This is a genomic window from Neobacillus sp. S1227, from assembly GCF_055385255.1.
In genome coordinates, this window is sequence record NZ_AP038276.1 from 1,343,122 (window position 1) to 1,365,908 (window position 22,787).

A 22,787-nucleotide genomic window follows, 5' to 3' on the forward strand; every position below is an offset into this window, starting at 1 on the left:
TATTCTATACGGGTTTCTTACCCCATTCATAAATTCAACTGCCCTCCATGAATCTCCTACCGACTCTCAATCTTCTATTTTTCAATTACATTCTATTGAAACCGATTGCAATCTATTCTTTTCTGGGGTAAAATGATAACATAAAATGTTAACGTTAACATTAAGGATGAATGTTGGAAATAGCTGTAAAAAAAGGCGGAATTTTCGGAAACTATTTTAACGTTAACATTATATTACTTTACTTACCAGGAAGACGGTGGACATATGAGAAACTTTATGGATGAAAACTTTTTGCTAAACAATGAAACTGCCATTCGTTTGTATCACGACTATGCAAAGCAAATGCCAATCATCGATTATCATTGCCATTTAAGTCCGCAGGAAATCTATGAAAATAAGACATTTAAAAATATTACAGAAGCATGGTTATATGGTGACCATTATAAATGGCGTGCACTGAGAGCCAATGGTGTCGAGGAAGAGTACATTACCGGCAGCGCCAGTGACTATGACAAATTCATGGCATGGGCAAAAACAGTTCCAATGACAATCGGAAACCCGCTTTATAATTGGACCCATTTAGAATTACAAAGATTCTTTGGAATTTATGATCTGCTTGATGAGGAAAGTGCACCACAAATTTGGGAAAAAGTAAATGGTTTATTAACCAGTGAAGGGTTTGGCGCAAGAGATTTCATTAAGAAATCCAATGTGAAAGTAGTTTGCACAACCGACGATCCAACAGACAGCCTTGAATACCACCTTAAATTAAAAGAGGATTCAAGCTTCGATGTTAAGGTTTTGCCAAGCTTTAGACCAGACAAAGGATTAGAAATCAACCGTGACACTTTCCTTCCGTGGGTTGAAAAGCTGCAGGACGTATCAGGTATTACTATTGAGTCTTATGATGACTATTTAGCAGCGCTAGAATCAAGAATCAAGTTTTTCAATTCCGTCGGCTGCAGGGTTTCAGACCATGCGATTGATCAAATGTTATACGCCGACACAACGAAAGAAGAAGTAGCGTTAATTTTCAGCGAAGCGTTAAAAGGTAATAAGGTCTCCTTAGAGGATGAAAAGAAATTCAAAACCTATACCTTCAAGTTTTTAGGCAAGCATTATTCGGAATTAGGCTGGGCAATGCAGCTGCACATAAACGCTTTACGAAATACAAATTCAAGAATGTTTAAGGAAATGGGGCCGGACACTGGCTGGGATTCAATTAATGATGAAAACATTGCAAAGCCGCTCTCTAAACTTCTAGATTTAATTGAACAGGAAAGCGGTCTTCCTAAGACCATTATTTATTCATTAAATCCAAACGATAATAATATCATTGCTGCCATGATTGGCAACTTCCAAGGCGGAGGAGTTCCAGGCAAAATCCAATTTGGAACAGCCTGGTGGTTTAATGACAATAAAGAAGGCATGATTGAGCAAATGAAGTCACTATCCAATATGGGACTTTTCAGCCGCTTCATTGGAATGCTGACTGATTCAAGAAGTTTTCTATCTTATACAAGACATGAATATTTCAGAAGAATCGTGTGTGCTCTGATTGCAGAGTGGGTTGAAAATGGAGAGGTACCAAACAACATCGAATTCTTAGGAAAAATTGTCCAAGGCATCAGCTATAATAATGCGAAAGAATACTTTGGATTCGAACTTTAATTTAGATAATGAACAAGGGCGAGAGATTAATCTAGTTTCTCGTCTTTAGTATACCGACCCACTATATACTAGGGTGCTATTTTTACGCTTTATGTGATTTTATAATAGGAGATTTCCTGGTAAAATAAAGCGGAAGGTTAAATAAAGGGTGAATTATTATGGTCACAATTAAAGATATAGCGAGATTGGCAAATGTATCTCATACAACTGTTTCCAGGGCCTTAAATGACAGTCCGCTTATAAAGCCGGGTACCAAAAAAAAGATCCTGGAAATTGCCTCACAGCTTAATTATACACCTAACTTTAATGCAAAAAGTCTTGTCACGCAGAAGTCTTATACCATTGGTCTATTCTTTACGAGCATATCAAATGGAACATCCTCGAGTTTCTTTGCTGACGCGGTAACAGGTGTGAATGCTGTCATCAATGAGGATTACAACCTCTTTGTTAGAGGGATTGACGATTATGAAGACTTTTCTACCATTCACAGCAAAAGGTTTGACGGGATTATCTTGATGAGCCAAAGTGATGCCGACAATTCTTTCATATATCATGTGGTAAACCAAAAGATTCCAATTGTTGTGATTAATAGAGAAATCAATGATCATTCGATTATTAACATCCTATCAAATGATCGCGAGGGCGCGTATAGTGCTGTGAAGTATCTGATCGAGAATGGCCATAAGAATATTGCCCTTATCGAAGGGATTACAGGTTTCCAATCAACGGTTGAACGTAAAGAAGGCTATCTGCAAGCCTTAATTGATCAACATATCCCAATTTGCAAGGAATATATGGTAAAAGGAAATTATGACTTGCAAAGCGGATATGAAGCAATGGAAACGCTGCTTTCTTTAGATAACCGGCCTACGGCTGTTTTTTGCTCAAATGATGATATGGCAGTAGGTGCACTTAATGCAGCATTTGCAAAGGGGCTGCAGGTTCCAAAAGATATTTCCATCACGGGTTTTGATGATATTGCTTCGGCGCAATATACAAATCCGCCGTTATCTACAGTAAAAAAGCCGGTTGAAAAAATATGTAAACTAGGTGCTAAAAAGATTCTTGAAGTGATTGAAAATAATGATCATAAAGGTGAAAAGATTTTTGTTGAAACTGAATTAGTCATCAGAAAATCTGCATCCTTCATAAAATAAGTGAAAACCGTTTAAAATGAAGTCATCATTTAAACGGTTTTATAAAACGACAAAATGTTCACGTGTGCATAAAAAGGGAGAGATGTACTTTGCAAAAACTTAATCAGAACTCGGTGGAAGGCATTAAAACCTTTCCTGAAAAGGTACTGCAATTCGGTGAAGGAAATTTTTTGCGGGCATTTGTTGATTGGCAAATCGATGTAATGAATAAAGCAAACCTCTTTAATGGCAGTATTGTGGTTGTTCAGCCGCGCGGCTATGAAAAGGTTGAAAAATTAAACGCGCAGGATGGTTTGTATACCCTTTATTTGCAAGGGATGAAGGAAGGTAAGCCGGTTAAAGAGCATACGTTGATCCAATCCATCAGCAGAGGTCTGAACCTATATACCGAATATGAAAAATATATTGAACTCGCGAAAAATCCGGAGCTTCGCTTTGTCTTCTCCAATACGACTGAAGCAGGAATCACTTATGAGGAATCAGACAGATTGGACGACCGTCCGCAAAAGAGCTTTCCAGGAAAGCTGACTGCATTTCTCTATCATCGTTTTCAGGCCTTTAACGGAGACAAGGGCAAAGGTTTAATCATCATTCCTTGTGAACTGATTGAAAAAAACGGCGAAAAACTAAAAGAAATCATTCTCCAGCATGCGGGTGCTTGGAACCTTGGGGCAGAATTTGAGCAATGGATTGAAGATGCTAACACATTTTGCAACAGCCTTGTGGACCGGATTGTTCCCGGCTTTCCTGTTGAAACTATCGATGAAATAACGGAAGAGCTTGGCTACCAGGATGATTTCGTTGTCGCGAGCGAACAATTCTACAACTTTGTCATTGAAGGACCTCAGTGGATAAAAAAGGAGTTCCCAACAGATTTAGCCGGGTTGGACACAATGTTTGTTGATGACCTGACACCTTATCGGACAAGGAAAGTGCGGATTTTAAACGGTGCCCATACAGCGATGACGCCAGTTTCTTACCTTTACGGTTTAGACACGGTGGCCGAGGCAGTCGAACATCCGGTAATCGGAAGCTTTATTAAGGAAGTGATTTTTGATGAAATCATTCCGACATTGGATCTGCCTGCAGAGGAATTAACCTCGTTTGCGAATGATGTTCTCGATCGATTTAGAAATCCATATATCAAACACTTTTTGATGAGCATCTCACTGAATTCCATCTCTAAATTTAAAACAAGAGACCTGCCATCATTATTAGAGTATATAAACGGCAAAAATGAATTACCTGAAAAATTAGTGTTCTCTCTAGCTGCACTAATCGCTTTTTATAAGGGAAAGAGAGGAACCGAAAAAATTAATTTAAGTGATGACCAAGACATACTTGAGTTGTTCAAAGCACAATGGGGTACTTTTGACGGAACTTTTGAAAGTCTAAAAGCAATTGTTCGTGCCGTTTTAGGATATGAGAAGAATTGGGATATAGATTTAAATACAGTTACAGGGCTAGCGGATGCTGTTACAAATTATTTGTATGAAATTGAAACAAAGGGAATGAAGGAGGCTGTCCAGGCAGTCTTAAAGGAGAAAGCGCAAAGATAAGGGGGATCATAGCAATGTTGGAATTTATCCAAATTAATGAAAGTGATAATGTAGTCGTTGCCTTGAAGGATTTGCAAAAAGGCCAATCCATTTCAGTCAATGGCCGGGAGGTTGTGCTAAAGGAAGACCTGAGCCGCGGCCATAAGCTGGCGGTTAAAGACATCGCAGAAAATGAATTTATCGTGAAATATGGCTATCCAATTGGCCACGCCACCAAGGTGATTCTTGCCGGCGAGCACGTTCATACCCATAATACGAAAACCAACCTTGACGGCATCGCAGACTATCAATTTAACCAGAAATTAGCGGAAAATCCTTATTTAAATGAGAACCTTACCTTTAAAGGTTACCGCCGGAAAAACGGTACGGTTGGAATCCGCAATGAGTTGTGGATTGTCCCGACAGTGGGATGTGTTAACGGTGTAGCGGAAACGGTCATTAAGCGATTCCAAAAGGAAGTGGGCGATATCAGCCCATTTGAAAACGTCCTTGTGTTAAAGCACAATTATGGATGCTCACAGCTTGGCGACGACCATGATAATACGAGAACGATTTTGCAAGATGCGGTCCTTCATCCAAATGCAGGCGGTGTCTTGGTGTTAGCGCTGGGCTGCGAGAATAATAATCTATATGAATTCAAACAAAGCCTCGGAGAATTTGATGAAAGTCGTGTGAAATTCCTTGCTTCCCAAGAGGTCGGCAACGAGATTGAGGAAGGGGTTAAGCTCTTAAAGGAAATCTATGAAAATGGCAAGAATGATAAGCGGGAAGAGGTCCCATTATCCGAACTGAAAATCGGCTTGAAGTGCGGAGGCTCAGACGGACTTTCAGGGATTACCGCAAACCCATTGCTTGGAAGATTATCGGATTTCCTTGTCGCACAAGGAGGAACTACGGTATTAACCGAGGTACCTGAAATGTTCGGGGCGGAAACGATTCTTATGGAGCGGGCTGAAAATAAAGAAGTATTTGAAAAAACGGTTGAATTAATCAATGACTTTAAACAATACTTTATGGCGAATAACCAGCCTGTTTACGAGAACCCTTCACCAGGCAATAAAGCTGGCGGGATTACCACTCTTGAAGATAAGTCGCTTGGCTGTACTCAAAAAGCGGGCACTTCCACGGTGACGGATGTATTAAAATATGGCGAGAGATTAACGAAGAAGGGATTAAATCTATTGAGCGCGCCTGGTAATGATCTGGTTGCAGCCTCAGCCCTTGCTTCGGCAGGCTGTCAAATGGTTCTCTTTACAACCGGACGGGGAACACCGTTTGGCACTTATGTTCCAACCATGAAGATTTCAACCAATACCCCGCTGTTTGAAGCAAAGCCTCATTGGATTGACTTTGATGCCGGTGTGTTGCTTGAGAAGTCTGCAGATGTTGTTTTAAGGGAGTTTATTGACTATGTCATTAAAGTGGCCAGCGGTGAATTTGTAAACAACGAGAAAAACGACTTTAGAGAGATTGCTATTTTTAAAACAGGCGTAACGTTATAAGTTTTGATAGAATAGATGTAATGTCCTTTTGCGGGAAAAAACTCAGTAATGGAGGCGGTTTTCAATGGAGCAAAACCTAGTTTCTTTATTAAAACAAGAAAAAATTGTGGCGATTATTCGCGGCATTCCAAATGGCAGCGGTGAACAGACAGCCAAAGCTCTGGCAACAGGAGGAATTTCCTTTTTAGAAGTTACTTTAAACACTGATGGCGCTCTTAACATGATTCATGATTTAAAAGGGAAGTATAGCCAATTGCGCATTGGTGCGGGAACTGTGTTGGACCTTGAGATGGCAAAGGAAGCTGTTCAGGCAGGGGCAGAATATCTAGTTTCACCAAACCTGGACGAAGAGGTATTGGCTTACGGGCTGGAACAAGGTGTTGAAGTTTGGCCTGGAACATTGACTCCTACTGAGATTGTCCGGGCATATCGCCTCGGGGCAAGCGCTGTAAAGGTTTTTCCAGTCGGCTCAATGGGCGTGAAATATATCAAGGATATTCGTGGACCTCTTAACCATATACCGATGATGGTAACAGGTGGAGTGAATTTGGATAACATTAAAGAAGTGTTAGGATACGGGGCAATTGCTGTGGGCCTCGGTGGAAATCTAGTTAACAATGAATTAATTAAAAAAGGTGATTTCGAGCAAATTACGCAATTAGCTTTAGCGTATAGCAGACTAGCTAAAGAGGTGCAGGTACATGCAGCCAAATAACCGTACTGATGTACTGACAATTGGGGAAAGCATGGTTCTTTTTCAAACTATCGGGGAAAAAGGGATTAAGTATGAACCGCTGTTTACAAAGTCCCTGGCCGGTGCTGAATCAAATGTTGCTATCACACTGACACGGTTAGGAAAGAGGGTCAGGTGGGTCAGTAAACTAGGAAAAGATCCGTTTGGTGACTTTATTTTGTCTACACTTGGCGGAGAGGGTGTAGATGTATCCTGTGCCCTCCGTGATGCGGAGAAACCTACGGCTGTGTATTTTAAAGAAAGTAAAAGCTATGGGGATCCTAATGTTTATTATTATCGGAAAAACTCAGCCGCCAGCAATCTTCAGCCGGAAGATGTGCAAAAAGAGTGGTTTGAAGGTGTGAGGCACTTGCATGTCACTGGAATAACACCGGCCTTAAGTGAAAATGCCGCTGAAGCTGTCCGCAAAGCAATGGAAATGGCCAAGGACATGGGACTGACAGTCTCTTTTGACCCGAATTTACGGAGAAAGCTTTGGAGTGAGGAAAAAGCAAGGAGTGTTTTGCTTTCCCTGATCCCGTTATGTGATGTGTTTCTGCCGGGCGTGGAGGAAGCAGAGTTCCTATTGGGGCAGCAATCCATTGAGGAATATGGAAAGAGCTTCCTGCAAATGGGTCCGAAAACAGTTGTCTTGAAACTCGGTGCCGAGGGCTCGATGGGCTTTATTAACGGCCATTCAGTCAAAGCTTCGCCGCATGTTGTCACACAGGTGATTGATACGGTGGGTGCTGGTGATGCATTTGCAGCAGGGTTCCTCTCTGTGTATTTGGACGAAGAAGCTGTTATGACTCCTGAATCCTTAGAAACTGCCTTAATACGTGCCAATATTTTAGGGGCGCTGGCAACTCAATTTAAGGGTGATTGGGAAGGGAACCCTTCTCTTGATGAAATCAATTCAATTATCGCAGGCAGGGTTGAAGTTACAAGATAAATTTAAAATAATTGAGGTGATTGACATGTTTTACTTCGGAAATAAGGAAAATTCAGTGGAAGCAGGAGAAGGTGCCAAAAGGAAGCTTTTGGGCAGGGGCGGAAGCCTGATGATGGCGGAGGTTCGTTTCGAAAAGGATGCTGTTGGTGCGATCCATTCCCACCCTCATGAACAGGTTAGTTATATTGTCCAAGGTAGTTTTGAGTTTAATTTGGATGGAAAAGTCCAGCGAGTGGTGAAAGGGGACAGTATCTACATCCCTTCAAATACTTTGCATGGTGTTAAAGCACTTGAAGATGACTCGATCATATTGGATGTTTTTACACCTCAGCGGGAAGATTTTCTATGATTTAAATCAAAAAGACCGGGCTTTGCCCGGTTTTTTTACTAAATCTAATCATATTTTATATCGGTATACGATACACGGCTACATCTTTTGATATCGACAAAAGTTAGATAAAAATGACAAGGTTTCGTCATTTTCCGGGAAATTTTCTACAAAAAAGCTTCCAAACTGAAGCTGAAATTTTTATAAAACGATATGAAGGGGGCTGTCTGCCATTTCCCTTGCGGCTAGACGCGCTTTATTTTTTGCAGTGGCAACAATTTCAGGGACTCTTTGCGGGTAAAGGTCTAATCCTTCTGCGATCACGCTGTCCATGACTTCAATCCCAAGAAAATTAAGGGCGATTTTCAAATAACGGTCGCCGGATTCCAAATCCTTCATCTGCGATCCCGTATATTGACCGCCGCGAGTTTGGATGTGAAGCGCTTTTTTACCGGATAATAAACCTTTTGGTCCGTTAGGAGTATGTTTGAAGGTTTTTCCTGCAATGAATAAATTATCGAGGTAAGATTTCAAGACTGCGGGCGAATTTAAATTCCATAATGGTGAAACAAAGACATAGTTATCAAATCCAATAAATTCATCTGCAAGAGCGTGCATTTTAATAATTTTTTCCCTTTCAGCTTCTGAAAGTTGATCTAGGGTATATCCATAGCCTGCCAGCTTACCCCGCGCAAATACTAAATCGGCATCCATTTGGACAAAATCTAATTGGAACAAATCAATTCTCTTAATTTCTACATCCGGCCATTCCTTCATAAAGGTTTCGAGAAAAGTCTCCCCGATTTGCAACCCTTTTGATTTTTCAAGACCCTTTGGATTAGCGGTAATATATAGTAATTTCTTCATCAACACACAACCCATCTGATTAATGATTTCGTTACTTCTATTATAATGAATATAATTTGCTCAATTTTGAACAATGGGTGAAGTTCTTGAATATTAGGTGTCCATTATAGTCTTCAACTTATGTATTGGTAAATCTTTTTTATATTAGCGCTTACATAAAGTTGTTGACGAAAAAAGTCGAGGGTGATATTCTACATATATAAACCTAATTTGTTAGTTCATTAAACAAATTAATGGAAGGTTAAACCAATCTTGAGATGAACAGAATAATTTTTATAAGTTTTTGAAAAGGATTACAAATAAAAACGGAATATCGGAGGGGAATAAAATGGCTCAAAACGCAAGGGTTAAAGCACTAGATTTAAATGTTGAGAAAGCAGCAGTGCGTCCCTTTGGAATGAAAGATAAATTAGGTTATTTGTTTGGTGATTTTGGAAACGATTTCTTCTTTATTTTAGTGGCATCATTCTTAATGGTCTATTACACAGATGTTTATGGTCTTAATCCCGCATTTGTAGGAACCCTTTTCTTAGTTGCCCGCCTATGGGATGCCGTAGCCGATGTTACTTGGGGACGTTTTATTGACACAAGAAAAGCAGGAAAAAACGGTAAGTTCAGACCATGGATTTTCAGAATGTCATTTCCGCTTGTCATCACTGGTGTGTTAATGTTTGTACACATTCCGGGAATGTCTAAAGGATTTTATGAGGCCTATGCATTTGTAACATATATTTTATGGGGAACTTTATATAGTACGGTTAATATTCCATATGGTTCAATGGCTTCCGTTGTTACAAGTGATCCGGTTGAACGTACATCTTTATCAAGTTGGAGAACCTTAGGTGCAAACTTAGCTGGTTTAATCATTAACGTAGTTGGCCCAATGATTCTGTTTGTCAATAATAAGGCTGATGCCAATCACTTTTTATTAGGGGCCATCATTTTTGGTGCACTTGCCATTGCTTGTTATATGGCCTGTTACAAAATGTCAGTAGAACGTATTACAATGGCAGAAACAAATAAGGAAAAAATGAATTTAGGACAAACATTAAAAGGTCTTGCGAAAAATAAACCATTGTTATGGATCCTTATCGCATCCCTAGCATTTATGATTACCTTTATGTTAATTGGTACAGTAAATGTATATTTATTTAAAGATTACTTTGGCAATGCAAAAGCATTAAGTATGGTTGGGCTTCTTCAATCCGTAGCAGTATTTGTTGGAATGCCAATGGTTAAGCCTTTAGTATCTAAATTCGGGAAAAAGGAAGTTGCCGCTGCAGGTTTGTTACTTGCCGCAGTTGTATATGGCGTTTTATATCTGCTTCCAAACCTAAATGCAAATCAATTTATTGGGATTTTAGCGATTGCCATGTTTGGGTATGGATTGTTTAACTTAGTCGTTTGGGCGTTTGTGACCGATGTTATCGATTATCATGAATACTTAACTGGATTGCGTGAAGATGGAACTGTTTACTCTATCTATTCCTTTGCACGAAAGGTCGGTCAGGCCATTGCCGGTGGTATTGGCGGATTTGCGATTGCATCAGTTGGATATAATGCGACTCTTAAGGCGCAAACACAGGAAACATTGAATGGAATTCACACACTCGGCACACTGGTTCCGGCAGTTATCCTTATCGTGATTTTCTTAATTCTTGTATTCCTATACCCATTAAATAAGGAAAAAACACAGCAGCTTGCAATTGATTTAGCTGAAAAGAGAAGAGCTCTTTAATATGAATGATAGAAGATAGTTAAGGTAACTTAGCTATCTTCTTTTTTATGCAAAAAACACCGAGAAAGATACTCTTTCTCGGCAATCTGTTCCCCCTTTTAGATGGGTCATTACTTAGGAAACGGTTTCATCATTCTGCTGTTCGAATGGCAAATTCAGCATCGGAACATCAAGGAAATGTTTTATCGCAAGGGCACATGCGCCTAGTACGCAAGACTTTTTCCCAATAGAAGAAATGGATAACTCACGGTAATGACTAATAGATGAATGTAAATTTCCCTTAATTTTATCAAGAGCATCCGGATACATCCTTAGTAATTCACTGTCTAGCACAAGGACATCAGGATTGTAAATATTAATCATATTATTTAAGCCGACAGAGAGATAGTAGATTAACTGTTCCATCAGCTCATGTACTTCCTGATCACCTTCATCAAGCCATCTTTGAATATCCTCATAGTTAAGGTTTTTCATTTGCCTTTTTTCAGACAGATACTCAAAAATACTTGATTCAGAAGCGTATTTCTCCCAGCATCCTTTATTGCCGCAGTTGCATGGCTTGCCTTCTGGGACAACGATCATATGGCCAATCTCACCAGCATAGCCATCATGCCCGCGGAAAAAGTCATTATTCATCATCATTCCCATTCCAATTCCAGAATAGAGAGTAGCACAGAGCAGGTTATCTGTTTCATGGTGGAAAAATACTCGTTCTGCAAAAGAGCTTAGGTTGGCATTGTTTTCAAGATAAACATCGATATCAATCTCATTTCCAAGATCGGTTTTTAAATGAATACCCTCCCATCCAAGCCGTGGTACAAAATGAACCACTTCGTCCTTTCCAACAAGACCATGGATGGCAATGACAATTCCGACAATTCCATAGTGGCTGTCAGTGTATTCCGCTTTATATTTTTTAATTTGTTCAACTATTATATGAAGAATCTCTGGATAGTCTGTAGTGTTTATTTTAATAATAGTAGATGTAACAGGATGGCCCAGCAGGTCGGATAACATAAAGGATATTTGGCCATAATCAAGGTCGATCCCAAGGGCATAGCCTGCATGGCTGTTTAATGAAAGCATAATCGGCTTTCTTCCGACTGAAAAATGCTCAAGCTGCGTTTCAATAATCAGTCCTTCATCCAAAAGGTCAGCAACCTGTGCGGAGATTGTAGCTCTCGTTAGGTCTGTAAGTTTGGATATATCTGCGCGGGAAATCAGTCCTGCTTTTACAATTTCCTTAATGATTAAGGAACGATTTATTTTTTTTATATATGCCGCATCACCGGTAATCATTGATTTCCTCCAATTTTTACACTTTAGCATTCCTATTATATCAAATTATTAAATGACGGAAAAACATATTATTAAAATCCTTCATTGACGAATTTAGATAAACATGATAATTTATATTTGTATTTAATTAGTTTAATAAACAAATTAAAATAAGGTGAATGTATTTATAAATTTTTTTGCAAAGTTGAAAGGGTTTACAGCTAAAGCTTTGCTATTGGGAGGGAATAGAATGAAAGCTTTTTTAGATAATGATTTCTTATTAAATACCGAAACAGCTAAGGGACTTTATGATAATGCCGCACAGGGATTGCCGATTTTTGACTTTCACTGCCATTTAAATCCCCAAGAGGTTTGGGAAAACAAACCTTATCGCAGTATTACAGAAGTTTGGCTTGGCGGTGACCATTATAAATGGAGAGCAATGAGGATGCATGGTATTGGCGAAAGATTCATTACCGGCGACGCTGATGACTGGGAAAAGTTTGCAGCATGGGCGGAAACAGTGCCTCATTTAATTGGCAACCCGCTTTATCATTGGACACATATGGAATTAAAAATGTTTTTTGGAATCGAGAAGGTTCTCAATCCGGAAACCGCCCGTGAAATTTTTGACGAATGCAATGAAAAACTCGAGAATCCGGAATTCAGGCCAAGGGCTTTCATTGAGCGATCTAATGTAAAATTTATCGGTACCACTGATGACCCAGTTTCAACACTTGAACACCATCAATTGTTAAAGAAGGATGAAACTTTTAAGACCATCATTGCGCCAACCTTCCGTCCTGATGGTGCGCTCTTCATTGAGCGTCCAACCTTTAAAAGCTGGCTTGAAAAATTATCTGAAGTATCCGGAATCAAGGTGGACTCTTTAGATTCTTTTTTACAAGCATTAAAACAGCGAGTTGATTACTTCCATAAAAATGGCGGTCGTGCGTCCGATCATGATATTCAAAAAATGGAATATATTCAAACGACAAAAGAAGAGATTTCACTAATTTTTGAAAAGCGGTTCAACGGTGAAGAGCTTAATGAAGAAGAAATAACTCTATATAGATCGTTCCTATTGACGGAGCTTGGAAAAATGTACTCGGAAAAACAATGGGTCATGCAACTTCATATGGGTGCTATGCGCAGCAATAATACGAAAATGAAAAATTCGCTTGGACCTGATACAGGGTTTGATTCTGTTGGCGAAACTAATTTTGCGGAAGGGATCTCCCGTTTTCTTGATGCTCTTGACGTACAGAATTCATTGCCGAGAACGGTATTGTTTAACCTGAACCAGAAGGATAATGTTGTCCTGGCTGGCATGATGGGTAATTTTTATGAAGAGGGTATCCCGGGTAAAGTTCAATTTGGTTCAGGCTGGTGGTTCCTCGATCATATCGATGGAATGGAAAAACAAATGAAGGATCTCGCAAACGTTGGGTTATTAAGCCACTTTATTGGTATGCTAACAGATTCCCGCAGTTTCCTATCTTACGCAAGGCATGATTATTTCCGTCGAATCCTCTGCAACATTCTTGGAGAATGGGTGGAAAGAGGCTTAGCGCCAAATAATCAGGAGTTTATGGAGCAAATGGTTAGAAATATTGGCTATCACAATGCAGAGAAGTATTTCTTAAAGCGATAATTTAGAAACTGCCTTTCTTGATGTTCTTTGCTTAAACCGCTATTATGAATGGTATATTAATGGTGCCCGCGAGCCCAAACCGATAAACGGAGGGAGATTGTAATATGTCAAAGCAACAAATTGGAGTAGTTGGATTAGCTGTAATGGGGAAAAATCTTGCTTTAAATATTGAAAGCAGAGGTTATTCCGTTGCAGTCTTTAACCGCTCTTACGAAAAAACAGAGGAATTCTTAAAAAATGAGGCGGAGGGAAAAAACTTTGTTGGTGCCCGCACTGTGGAGGAATTTGTTAACTCTTTAGAAAAGCCTCGTAAAATTTTATTAATGGTTAAAGCAGGTACTGCTACCGATGCCACTATCGATTCCTTAAAACCATATCTTGAGGAAGGTGATATTCTAATCGATGGCGGAAATACATTCTTCCAGGACACTATCAGACGGAATAAGGAACTAGCGACAGCAGGATACCATTTTATCGGAACGGGCGTATCCGGCGGGGAAGAAGGTGCATTAAAAGGACCTTCGATTATGCCTGGCGGTAAACGGGAAGCTTATGAGCTTGTCAAACCGATTTTAGAAGCCATCTCAGCAAAAGTGGAAGGTGACCCATGCTGTACGTATATCGGTCCAAATGGTGCAGGACATTATGTGAAAATGGTTCATAATGGCATTGAGTACGGCGATATGCAGTTAATCTGTGAAGCCTACTTTATCCTTAAAAATGTTCTTGGTTTAAATGCAGATGAGCTTCATCAAGTATTTGCCGAGTGGAATAAAGGCGAACTTGATAGTTATTTAATTGAAATTACCGCAGACATTTTTACAAAAGTGGATGAAGAAACTGGAAAGCCAATGGTTGATGTCATTCTTGACACTGCCGGTCAAAAAGGTACCGGTAAATGGACAAGCCAAAACGCTTTAGATTTAGGTGTACCGCTGCCGCTTATTACTGAATCTGTATTTGCGCGCTTTATTTCAGCCATGAAAGAGGAACGTGTAAAGGCAAGTCAAGTGTTGAATGGACCAGAGGCAAAACCATTTGAGGGCAATAAAGAAGAATTGATTGAAGCTGTTCGCAAGGCTTTGTACATGAGTAAAATTTGCTCCTACGCTCAAGGTTTCGCCCAAATGCGTGCAGCATCTGAAGAGTACGATTGGAACCTTCGCTACGGCGATATCGCGATGATATTCCGCGGCGGCTGTATCATTCGTGCCCAATTCCTGCAGAAAATTAAAGACGCTTACGACCGTGACCCAGGACTAGCTAATCTTTTACTTGATCCTTACTTTAAGGAAATTGTAGAAGGCTATCAGCAGTCACTTCGTCAAGTGCTATCCTTGGCAATTGAACGTGGTATTCCGGTACCATCGTTTGCAAGTGCGATTGCTTATTATGACAGCTACCGTACCGAAACACTTCCTGCGAACCTATTACAGGCACAACGGGACTACTTTGGTGCTCACACATATCAGCGAGTTGATAAAGAGGGAGTATTCCATACAAACTGGATGGAATAGTAAAATATCAAAGCCGGCCATTTAGGTCGGCTTTTGTTGTAAATAAAGCAGAATAATGTCTTTTCATTATGTGGTGGCTACCTTAAAATAAAAATATGTTTAGTTAACAAATTAAATGTGTCATCTCTTAATAAAAGGAGGAAACTTAATTTGGTTCAGGTGAAAGTAGGGATCGTCGGCTTAGGGGCACAAGGGAATGCATATGCTGAATTTATATCTGAAGGAAAAGTGAAGAACATGGTCCTTGGAGCGCTCTGTGCCAGAAGCGCGGAAAAACAGGAAATGGCTGCAGAGAAGTTTCCGGGAGTAGCATTTTATAAGGATTATATAGAATTACTTGAAAGCGGAACTGTTGACGCTGTCATTATTTGTACACCGCATTATCTTCATCCGGAGATGGGGATTGAGGCAATCAAAAAAAACGTACACGTATTAATCGAAAAACCTGCCGGAATTTATACGAAGCAGGTAAAAGAATTAAACGAATTTGCAGCAGCCAAGCCGGAAATAAAGGTTGGTATATTGTTTAATCAGAGAACAAACCCGCTTTATCAAAAGGTAAAAGAGATTATCAGTAATGGTGAGATTGGCAGCTTTCGCCGGGCAAACTGGATGATTACGACTTCGTGGCGGCCGCAGGGTTATTATGAACAAAATGAATGGAGAGCAACCTGGGGCGGTGAAGGCGGCGGTATCCTAGTCAATCAAGCGCCGCACCAACTTGATTTGTTTCAATGGATTTGTGGCATGCCAAAAAAAGTATATTCCAATGTCAAGTTCGGCTACCAACGAAATATAGCGGTGGAAGATGATGTTACCGCTGTTTTTGATTATGGGAATGGAGCAACGGGTGTCTTTATTGCTTGTACACATGATGTAATGGGTACGGACCGTTTTGAAATATTAGGTGACAAAGGAAAAATCGTTGTCGATGACAGTAAAAAAGTTACGATCAAACGGCTTTACAAATCCGAATCAGAAATGAGCGCTTCATTGACCCAGGAGGAAGTGGCAAATATTTTCAAACAAGGGTATCTGGGGGATATTTACAAGGAAGAAGTTTTGGAGTTTAATTCTGTCTGGGGCGGACAACATACCACTGCAATGGAAAATTTCGCCTCAAGTATCCTTGAAGGCACGCCTTTGCTTGCACCTTGCAGTGATGGGATTAATCAAGTGGAATTGGCAAACGCCATGCATCTCTCAACCTGGTTGGGGGAGGAAGTGGAATTACCAGTCGATGAAGAATTGTTTTTGGCAGAATTAAATAAAAGAATTTTAGAAGAGAATAAATATCCTGCTAAAAAATAAAAAATAAAAACCAATTCACGATTTATTTTTGTGAATTGGTTCTTACTGGTTCTAAAAGTCTATTATTGAATCAACAAAATGTGAGAACACTTTCGCAAATGAATTGACGTAAAATATCGATAGTGATATGATACAAATGAATTTGTTAGTTTGTTAAACAAATTAAATTGAATGATGGTATACATCTCTTTTTTAAAATAAATTGAAAAGGATTACATCACGTAACAGATCCTTGAAAAATGGCTGTACATGTAAATTTTTCATAGGGAAACATTAAAGGTATAGATAAGGAGTGAAGAATTGTGGGTGTTATTCAAGACTTACTAAAAGATATACCAGTGCCGAAGATGGCAAAAGTTAAAGTGAATTTTAGCGACGAGAAAATTGATAATCTTGAACATGCATTAATGGAAAAATTACAGCAAGAACATATACGAAAAACAGTCAAGCCTGGAATGGAAATTGCCTTGGCGGTTGGCAGCAGGGGACTTGACCGACTTGTTGAACTAACGGAAGTAACCGTGAGATTTTTAAAGGAACTTGGAGCGAAGCCTTTTATCGTGCCAAGCATGGGAAGCCACGGCGGTGCTACAGCTGAAGGTCAGCGTGAAGTATTGGCGCATCTAGGGATCACTATGGAAACTGTGGGATGTGAAATCCGCTCTTCCATGGAGGTTGTAAAAATTGACGAACTGCCAAACGGACTGCCGATTTATATCGATAAGTATGCTTCAGAGGCAGATGGTATTGTCGTCATAAACCGTGTAAAACCTCATACCGCATTCCGTGGCCCTGTGGAAAGCGGGCTCATGAAAATGATCAGTATTGGACTGGGAAAACAAAAAGGCGCAGAGGCCTGCCATCAATTAGGTTTTAAGTATATGGCGGAAAATGTTCCGGCAATGGCAAAGGTTATCATGGCGAAAAAGCCGGTCCTTTTTGGTGTGGCATCCGTTGAAAATGCTTTTGATAAAGTGGCGGCAGTGGACGTTCTTAGTCCTTCGGAAATCATCGAAAAGGAAGCCTCCCTTCAGAAAAAAGCAAAAGAGCTATTGCCAAAGCTTTTCTTTGATCAATTGGATGTTCTAGTGATAGATGAGATTGGAAAAAATATCAGCGGTGATGGAATGGACCCGAATATTACAGGCCGTTATCCAACTCCTTACGCCTCTGGCGGCCCAGATGTTAACAAGATGGTCGTGCTTTCTGTTACTCCTGAATCCGAAGGAAATGCTAATGGAGTAGGTACGGCAGATTTTACAACCCAGCGTCTAGTAGATGATATGGACTTAGAAGGAACATATGCCAATGGATTAACTTCAACGGTTGTGTCGCCTACAAAAATCGCCACTACTCTCCCGAATGATAAACAGGCAATTCAGGCTGCCGTTAAGACGTGTAACATTTTAGATTTTACCAAAGTAAAAATGGTGCGCATTAAAAATACGCTGAAGATCAGTGAGATAGAAGTTTCAGAAGCTTTGCTAGATTATATAGCCAATCATCCAAATATGGAGCAAGTTTCAAATTTATATGAAATTAACTTTGATGAAAATGGAAATTTATTTTAGAAAGAACGGGGGAGAACAATATGACAAACTTATTTGACCTAACCGGAAAAACAGCTGTAGCCATAGGTGGTAATGGCGTATTAGGCTCAGCTATGGCAAAAGGATTAGCAGAGCATGGGGCAAAGGTTGCGATTGTCGGCCGCAATCTAGAAACTGCTGAAAAGGTAGTAAAGGAAATCGTCGAAGCCGGCGGCGAAGCGAAGGCTTTTCAAGCAGATGTTAGTTTAAAGGATTCCTTGCAGCAGGCAGCAAATGAAATTGAACAATGGGCTGGCGGTTGGGACATTCTCTTAAATGCACCAGGAACCAACAGTGCTACCCCATTTTTCGATCTTGACATGGATGAGTACGATAAAATCATGGATATCAACTTAAAAGGTATTGTGATGACCTGCCAAATTTTTGCGAAGAGAATGATTGAGCAGGATCGTAAGGGCAGCATTATTAATATTTCGTCTGTTTCATCGACGACTCCGCTTTCTCGTGTCTTTACGTATTCTGTATCAAAAGCCGGCCTTAATAGTGTGACCCAATTTTTAGCGCGTGAATTTGCGCCGAATGGAATCCGCGTCAATGCGATTATTCCTGGGTTCTTCCCGGCTGAACAAAATCGCAAAATTTTGGACAAGGAGCGGATTGAGTCCATTATGCGCCATACACCAATGAACCGTTTTGGTGAAGCAGAAGAGCTTCAAGGGGCAACTGTATGGCTTGCGTCTGAAAAAGCCTCAAGTTTTGTGACAGGCGCAATGATCCGCGTGGATGGCGGTTTCGGAGCGATGACCATTTAAACATAATGACGTCAATTCCCTAATAAGATAACAATGATGAAGTATAAATGGATTGATTTACCCGAGGGGAGAGGGGACAATGCTTACCGTGAAATACAGTAAATTACAGTCTATTCTCCGAGAAATGGATTCTGTTGTAGTTGCCTTTTCAGGTGGTGTGGATAGTACCTTTCTGTTAAAAGCAGCAGTCGAGACATTAGGGTCAAAGAAGGTCCTGGCGGTTACAGCCGATTCAGAAACGTATCCCTCCAGCGAGCTTCAAGAGGCGATTAAATTAGCGGAAAAAATCGGTGTGAAACATCAGGTTATTGAAACTTCCGAGTTAGCGATTCCCGGCTATGCAGAAAACAGTAAAAACCGCTGCTATTTTTGCAAAAGCAGTTTATTTGATCATTTAATTCCTGTTATGGCAGATAAAGGCTTTAAAAATGTCATTTATGGTGTTATTGCCGATGACATGAATGAATTCCGTCCAGGCATGCAGGCAGCTAAAGAGAAGGGGATTCGCGGCCCACTCCAGGAAGCGGATCTCTATAAGGAAGAAATCCGCGAGCTTTCCCGCGAATTTGATTTGCCGACATGGGATAAACCATCATTCGCCTGTCTTTCTTCAAGGATTGCCTATGGTGAGTACATTACGAAAGAAAAGCTGACAAAGGTGGAAAAAGCAGAATACTATTTAAAATCTCTGCAAATCCGTCAGGTTCGCGTGAGAACTCACCAGGATATTGCCCGAATTGAGGTAGAACCTAAAGATATGGCAGTCATCCTTGAAAATCAAGATCCCATTGTGCGTAATTTACAAGAGTTTGGCTATAAATATATAACACTTGATTTAATTGGCTATCAGAGCGGAAGTATGAATAAAGTTCTATCCTGAAAGCATTTTTCATTTGTTTTGCCTCCATAGGAAATTCACCTATAAAAAAGGCTTTTGGATTTTTCCAAAGCCTTTTTTTATAGATTGATAGACTGACAGTTAATAAAAATATGGATAGAGGTGAGCAAAAATAAGAAAAATCTTACTGGTTGACGATGAGAGGTGGGTTCGGGCAGCCCTTAAGTGGACAATCCATAAGTTGGCACTTCCTCTAGAAATTATCCATGAATGCGGGAATGGTTTAGAGGCGCTTGACTGGATTAGGCAAAATGACGTTGACCTTGTCATCACAGATATTCAAATGCCGATAATGGACGGGCTTTCGCTGGCGAATGAGCTATCGAAGTTAAACAAGAAACTTGATTGTATTATCATTAGTGTTCATCATGAGTTCCACTTAGCGCATCAGGCGTTGAGGAGCGGTGTAACGGATTATCTTATTAAACCAATTGAGGAAAAAGAATTAAAGGAATGTCTGGAAAGATGGTTATTTAAACAAGATAAAGAAGAGACAAGCAGAAAAATTGCTCAAGAACAGGATGAAACAATCCCATCATCTACCGTCGAACGAGTATTACAATATATAGAAAAAACCCCTTTAGACCAAATAACACTGAAGGGTGCTGCAGAACATGTCCATATTAATCCCAGCTATTTAAGTCAATTATTCAAACAGCAGTTCAAAAAAAAATTTGTTGGCTATATCACTGAGCTGCGAATTGAAGAGAGTAAAAGATTGCTACAGAATACAACACTACGCATGTCAGAGATTGCAGAACGGGTCGGTTATTCGGATTTAGCTTATTTTAGCAATAATTTTAAAAGAATTACGGGTAGTTCTCCCTCTGAATATAGAAAATCAAGTGACTAACGGAGTCGATCAAATGACTCGTTTTTTTTTGCAAAAAAAGAATAATAGTTATTTGGAAATAGGGAAATAGACTCATTTATTAGAATATTAAAAAAACACAAATATAGCAACAAAAATCCTCTACTACTACCATTCAATATCCTCTTAAAATTAGGGTTGAAAGCGTTTACTAAAACCAATTAATAGGGGGAAGAAAGATGGCGTCAGTAACAAAACAAATAAGAAAAACGTCAAGACTGAGAAAAACACTTCTTACGAGTACACTTGCTTTATCTCTGCTAGCTCCAGTCATGGTCCCGCAGGTAAGTGCAAATGGTAATGAAGACTTGGGGTACGTGGACCCAGCTTCACAAAATGCCGGAAACGGCGGTGCAGATACGGTTACATATCGTATTGCAGCTAGTTCGGTTACCGGTCAACCAGAAATTGAGGCAGCAAAGAAAGGCGTTCTGATGGCGGATGGGAAGCAATTCAGAGATTCAGATGGCGACAGGAGTTTAGATCCTTATGAGGACTGGAGAATACCTGTTAATGAGCGGGTAGCCGATCTGGTGTCAAAGATGACTTTGGCTGAAAAGGCAGGCATGATGTTGATTAACACGCACACTCCGATTGCCAATCCGGCTGATGGAAGATATGTAAGTGCAGATGATCCGATGATTGTTGCGAAAAATATGCGTCATGTCATCTTTCGGCAAACTCCGACTGTCGATGTGATTGCAAAATATACAAATCAGCTACAGGAAGTAGCTGAGGAATCGAGATTGGGCATCCCAGTTGTTGTCACTTCAAACCCGCGCAACCATGCTTCCACTGACTATACCAATAATAGTGACGGTGCTGGCATGCACACCTTCTGGCCTGGTCCGCTAGGATTTGCAGCAGCACGAGACGGAGAGGCTGTTAAGGAATTTGGACAAATTGCCGCCAAGGAATGGAGAGCGGCTGGCATCCGCAAGGTTTATGGCTATACAGCAGATGTCTCCACAGATCCATTATGGGCAAGAATCGAAGACACCTTTGGCGAGGATCCTACTCTAGCTTCAGACATGGTCTATAACGTGATAACCGGCTTCCAGGGCGAAAAACTTGGCAGCGACAGTGTTTCGATTACGGTCAAGCACTTTCCAGGCGGCGGGGCACGGGATAATGGATTAGACCCTCACTTTGAGGAAGGGAAATTCAATCCGTACCCGACAGAAGGCAGTCTGTTAAACTATCACATTCCGCCTTTCAAGGCAGCGATTAAAGCAAATGTTACGTCAGTCATGCCTTATTACGCTTATCCAAGCAATACAAGTGCCGATCAAGGACTGCCTTGGTACGCTGAAAACCAGCAATTTGAAGAAGTCGGCTTTGCCTTAAACAAAGGAATTTTGGATTTCTTGAGAAACAACCTAGGTTTCAAGGGCTATGTTAACTCCGATACAGGTGCTGTTGGAGGCAACGCATGGGGTGCTGAGGATTTATCGCCGGAAGCGAAAGTAGCTAAGGCCATTCAAGCAGGAACAGATATCATTTCAGGATCATCCGACCCGCAGCTTATAATTGATGCAGTTGAATCAGGTCTACTAAAAGAAGAGGAAGTTAACGAATCTGTGACCCTATTGCTGACAGAAATGATGAATTTAGGTCTATTCGAAGACCCGTATGTAGATCCGCAGCAAGCTTTGGAAGTTGTCGCAGATGCAAAAGCTCAAGCATTAGCAGATGAAGCACACCTTAAGTCTGTTGTTTTATTACGTAACGATAAAAATATCTTGCCGTTAAAAGATGCTAAGCTGCAGAAAGTGAAGCTTTATGTTGAAATGTTCGGCGGAAATGCAGCAGCAGATACGGCCAATTTAAAACAGACTATTAATAATCATGATGCATCTATCACTATCGTGGATAATCTATCAGAAGCAACCCATGCGTTTGTTTGGGTGAAACCGGCACAATCCAACTGGGATAACAATCCACGAATCACAGTAGGTCCTGAAACAGGGGTAGCTAATGTGGATCGAATTATTCAAATCCAAAAAACAGTTCCAACAATTACGGCGATCAACTTTATCAGCCCATGGTTAATTAATCAAATTGAACCAAATGCGGCTGCTGTTCTAGCCACATACGGAACGAAGCCTGAAGCAGTAATAGATGTCATTCGCGGTGAATTTAACCCGATTGGAAAGCTGCCGATGGCTATCCCTGCTAGTGCTGAAGCAGTTGAAAATGAAGTTGGCGATGTCCCTAGCTTTGCACCTGAAGAAACCCCTAATTACTCTTATGTAAATAAAGCGGGTAACAAATACGAATACGGATTTGGTCTTTCTTATAATCAAGGAAAAGCTGTTGGAAAACCAGACCATGCGGGTGAAATTGGCACACCTGAACATGCACAAAAAAATAAATAATGAAATAAGGG

At 40.4% G+C, this 22,787-nt stretch carries 18 protein-coding genes; 16 read left to right on the top strand and 2 right to left on the bottom strand.

The window, feature by feature from the left end; translation table 11 throughout:
* The first annotated feature begins 264 nt into the window (after positions 1-264).
* The 7 genes from uxaC (ACZ5AE_RS06790) (at position 265) to ACZ5AE_RS06820 (ending at position 7,923) form a co-directional block, all read left to right on the top strand.
* Complete coding sequence (gene uxaC, locus ACZ5AE_RS06790; RefSeq protein WP_464570660.1) at positions 265-1,671, top strand: glucuronate isomerase; 1,407 nt, start codon at positions 265-267, stop codon at positions 1,669-1,671.
* A gap of 158 nt (positions 1,672-1,829) precedes the next feature.
* Positions 1,830-2,828: a LacI family DNA-binding transcriptional regulator gene (locus ACZ5AE_RS06795; protein ID WP_464570662.1), complete on the top strand. Its 999-nt coding sequence runs from the start codon at positions 1,830-1,832 to the stop codon at positions 2,826-2,828.
* A gap of 89 nt (positions 2,829-2,917) precedes the next feature.
* The gene (locus ACZ5AE_RS06800; protein WP_464570664.1) at positions 2,918-4,387 is read left to right on the top strand and encodes a tagaturonate reductase; all 1,470 of its coding nucleotides are present in this window, start codon (positions 2,918-2,920) and stop codon (positions 4,385-4,387) included.
* A gap of 14 nt (positions 4,388-4,401) precedes the next feature.
* A complete protein-coding gene (locus ACZ5AE_RS06805) occupies positions 4,402-5,889 on the top strand; it encodes a UxaA family hydrolase (RefSeq protein ID WP_464570666.1) in 1,488 nt (495 codons plus the stop codon).
* Between the two features lie 64 nt (positions 5,890-5,953).
* The gene (locus ACZ5AE_RS06810) at positions 5,954-6,604 is read left to right on the top strand and encodes a bifunctional 4-hydroxy-2-oxoglutarate aldolase/2-dehydro-3-deoxy-phosphogluconate aldolase (RefSeq protein ID WP_464570668.1); all 651 of its coding nucleotides are present in this window, start codon (positions 5,954-5,956) and stop codon (positions 6,602-6,604) included.
* Positions 6,591-7,574: a sugar kinase gene (locus ACZ5AE_RS06815; protein WP_464570670.1), complete on the top strand. Its 984-nt coding sequence runs from the start codon at positions 6,591-6,593 to the stop codon at positions 7,572-7,574. The genes ACZ5AE_RS06810 and ACZ5AE_RS06815 overlap by 14 nt, the downstream gene beginning before the upstream one ends.
* A gap of 25 nt (positions 7,575-7,599) precedes the next feature.
* On the top strand, positions 7,600-7,923 hold the full coding sequence (locus ACZ5AE_RS06820; protein WP_464573566.1) for a cupin domain-containing protein: 324 nt from the start codon (positions 7,600-7,602) through the stop codon (positions 7,921-7,923).
* A 180-nt stretch (positions 7,924-8,103) separates the two neighbouring features.
* Here ACZ5AE_RS06820 and ACZ5AE_RS06825 read toward each other — a convergent pair whose 3' ends face one another.
* Positions 8,104-8,769, bottom strand: a complete 666-nt coding sequence (locus ACZ5AE_RS06825) for an FMN-dependent NADH-azoreductase (RefSeq protein ID WP_464570672.1) — start codon at positions 8,767-8,769, stop codon at positions 8,104-8,106.
* A 328-nt stretch (positions 8,770-9,097) separates the two neighbouring features.
* Here ACZ5AE_RS06825 and ACZ5AE_RS06830 point away from each other — a divergent pair, with 328 nt between their 5' ends.
* Positions 9,098-10,507, top strand: a complete 1,410-nt coding sequence (locus tag ACZ5AE_RS06830; RefSeq protein WP_464570675.1) for an MFS transporter — start codon at positions 9,098-9,100, stop codon at positions 10,505-10,507.
* A gap of 114 nt (positions 10,508-10,621) precedes the next feature.
* Here the strand turns inward: ACZ5AE_RS06830 and ACZ5AE_RS06835 are convergent, their stop codons facing one another.
* Positions 10,622-11,806, bottom strand: a complete 1,185-nt coding sequence (locus ACZ5AE_RS06835; protein WP_464570677.1) for an ROK family protein — start codon at positions 11,804-11,806, stop codon at positions 10,622-10,624.
* 229 nt (positions 11,807-12,035) lie between these two features.
* Between ACZ5AE_RS06835 and uxaC (ACZ5AE_RS06840) the strand changes: the two genes are divergently transcribed.
* From uxaC (ACZ5AE_RS06840) to ACZ5AE_RS06875, 8 genes are all read left to right on the top strand, one after another.
* Positions 12,036-13,439 carry a glucuronate isomerase gene (gene uxaC, locus ACZ5AE_RS06840; RefSeq protein WP_464570679.1) on the top strand — a complete coding sequence of 468 codons (1,404 nt, stop codon included), beginning with the start codon at positions 12,036-12,038 and terminating at the stop codon, positions 13,437-13,439.
* A 104-nt stretch (positions 13,440-13,543) separates the two neighbouring features.
* Entirely contained in the window at positions 13,544-14,956 is a 1,413-nt protein-coding gene (gndA, locus tag ACZ5AE_RS06845) for an NADP-dependent phosphogluconate dehydrogenase (protein ID WP_464570681.1), read from the top strand.
* Positions 14,957-15,106: 150 nt separating this feature from the next.
* Complete coding sequence (locus ACZ5AE_RS06850) at positions 15,107-16,267, top strand: Gfo/Idh/MocA family protein (RefSeq protein WP_464570683.1); 1,161 nt, start codon at positions 15,107-15,109, stop codon at positions 16,265-16,267.
* 302 nt (positions 16,268-16,569) lie between these two features.
* Positions 16,570-17,838 carry a nickel pincer cofactor-dependent isomerase, group 22 gene (locus ACZ5AE_RS06855; protein ID WP_464570685.1) on the top strand — a complete coding sequence of 423 codons (1,269 nt, stop codon included), beginning with the start codon at positions 16,570-16,572 and terminating at the stop codon, positions 17,836-17,838.
* Between the two features lie 20 nt (positions 17,839-17,858).
* The gene (locus ACZ5AE_RS06860; RefSeq protein ID WP_464570687.1) at positions 17,859-18,629 is read left to right on the top strand and encodes an SDR family oxidoreductase; all 771 of its coding nucleotides are present in this window, start codon (positions 17,859-17,861) and stop codon (positions 18,627-18,629) included.
* Between the two features lie 79 nt (positions 18,630-18,708).
* Positions 18,709-19,509: an ATP-dependent sacrificial sulfur transferase LarE gene (gene larE, locus ACZ5AE_RS06865; RefSeq protein WP_464570689.1), complete on the top strand. Its 801-nt coding sequence runs from the start codon at positions 18,709-18,711 to the stop codon at positions 19,507-19,509.
* 145 nt (positions 19,510-19,654) lie between these two features.
* The gene (locus tag ACZ5AE_RS06870) at positions 19,655-20,380 is read left to right on the top strand and encodes a response regulator transcription factor (RefSeq protein WP_464573567.1); all 726 of its coding nucleotides are present in this window, start codon (positions 19,655-19,657) and stop codon (positions 20,378-20,380) included.
* A 197-nt stretch (positions 20,381-20,577) separates the two neighbouring features.
* Positions 20,578-22,776 carry a glycoside hydrolase family 3 protein gene (locus ACZ5AE_RS06875; protein WP_464570691.1) on the top strand — a complete coding sequence of 733 codons (2,199 nt, stop codon included), beginning with the start codon at positions 20,578-20,580 and terminating at the stop codon, positions 22,774-22,776.
* The last annotated feature ends 11 nt before the right edge of the window (positions 22,777-22,787 follow it).

Excerpts from the sequence above, each read along its gene's own strand:
- uxaC (WP_464570660.1), top strand. The coding sequence starts at position 265 with ATGAGAAACTTTATGGATGAAAACTTTTTGCTAAACAATGAAACTGCC.
- ACZ5AE_RS06825 (WP_464570672.1), bottom strand. The coding sequence starts at position 8,769 with ATGAAGAAATTACTATATATTACCGCTAATCCAAAGGGTCTTGAAAAA.
- ACZ5AE_RS06810 (WP_464570668.1), top strand. The coding sequence starts at position 5,954 with ATGGAGCAAAACCTAGTTTCTTTATTAAAACAAGAAAAAATTGTGGCG.
- ACZ5AE_RS06795 (WP_464570662.1), top strand. The coding sequence starts at position 1,830 with ATGGTCACAATTAAAGATATAGCGAGATTGGCAAATGTATCTCATACA.
- ACZ5AE_RS06805 (WP_464570666.1), top strand. The coding sequence starts at position 4,402 with ATGTTGGAATTTATCCAAATTAATGAAAGTGATAATGTAGTCGTTGCC.
- larE (WP_464570689.1), top strand. The coding sequence starts at position 18,709 with ATGCTTACCGTGAAATACAGTAAATTACAGTCTATTCTCCGAGAAATG.
- ACZ5AE_RS06835 (WP_464570677.1), bottom strand. The coding sequence starts at position 11,806 with ATGATTACCGGTGATGCGGCATATATAAAAAAAATAAATCGTTCCTTA.
- ACZ5AE_RS06875 (WP_464570691.1), top strand. The coding sequence starts at position 20,578 with ATGGCGTCAGTAACAAAACAAATAAGAAAAACGTCAAGACTGAGAAAA.
- ACZ5AE_RS06860 (WP_464570687.1), top strand. The coding sequence starts at position 17,859 with ATGACAAACTTATTTGACCTAACCGGAAAAACAGCTGTAGCCATAGGT.
- uxaC (WP_464570679.1), top strand. The coding sequence starts at position 12,036 with ATGAAAGCTTTTTTAGATAATGATTTCTTATTAAATACCGAAACAGCT.
- ACZ5AE_RS06830 (WP_464570675.1), top strand. The coding sequence starts at position 9,098 with ATGGCTCAAAACGCAAGGGTTAAAGCACTAGATTTAAATGTTGAGAAA.
- gndA (WP_464570681.1), top strand. The coding sequence starts at position 13,544 with ATGTCAAAGCAACAAATTGGAGTAGTTGGATTAGCTGTAATGGGGAAA.
- ACZ5AE_RS06820 (WP_464573566.1), top strand. The coding sequence starts at position 7,600 with ATGTTTTACTTCGGAAATAAGGAAAATTCAGTGGAAGCAGGAGAAGGT.
- ACZ5AE_RS06815 (WP_464570670.1), top strand. The coding sequence starts at position 6,591 with ATGCAGCCAAATAACCGTACTGATGTACTGACAATTGGGGAAAGCATG.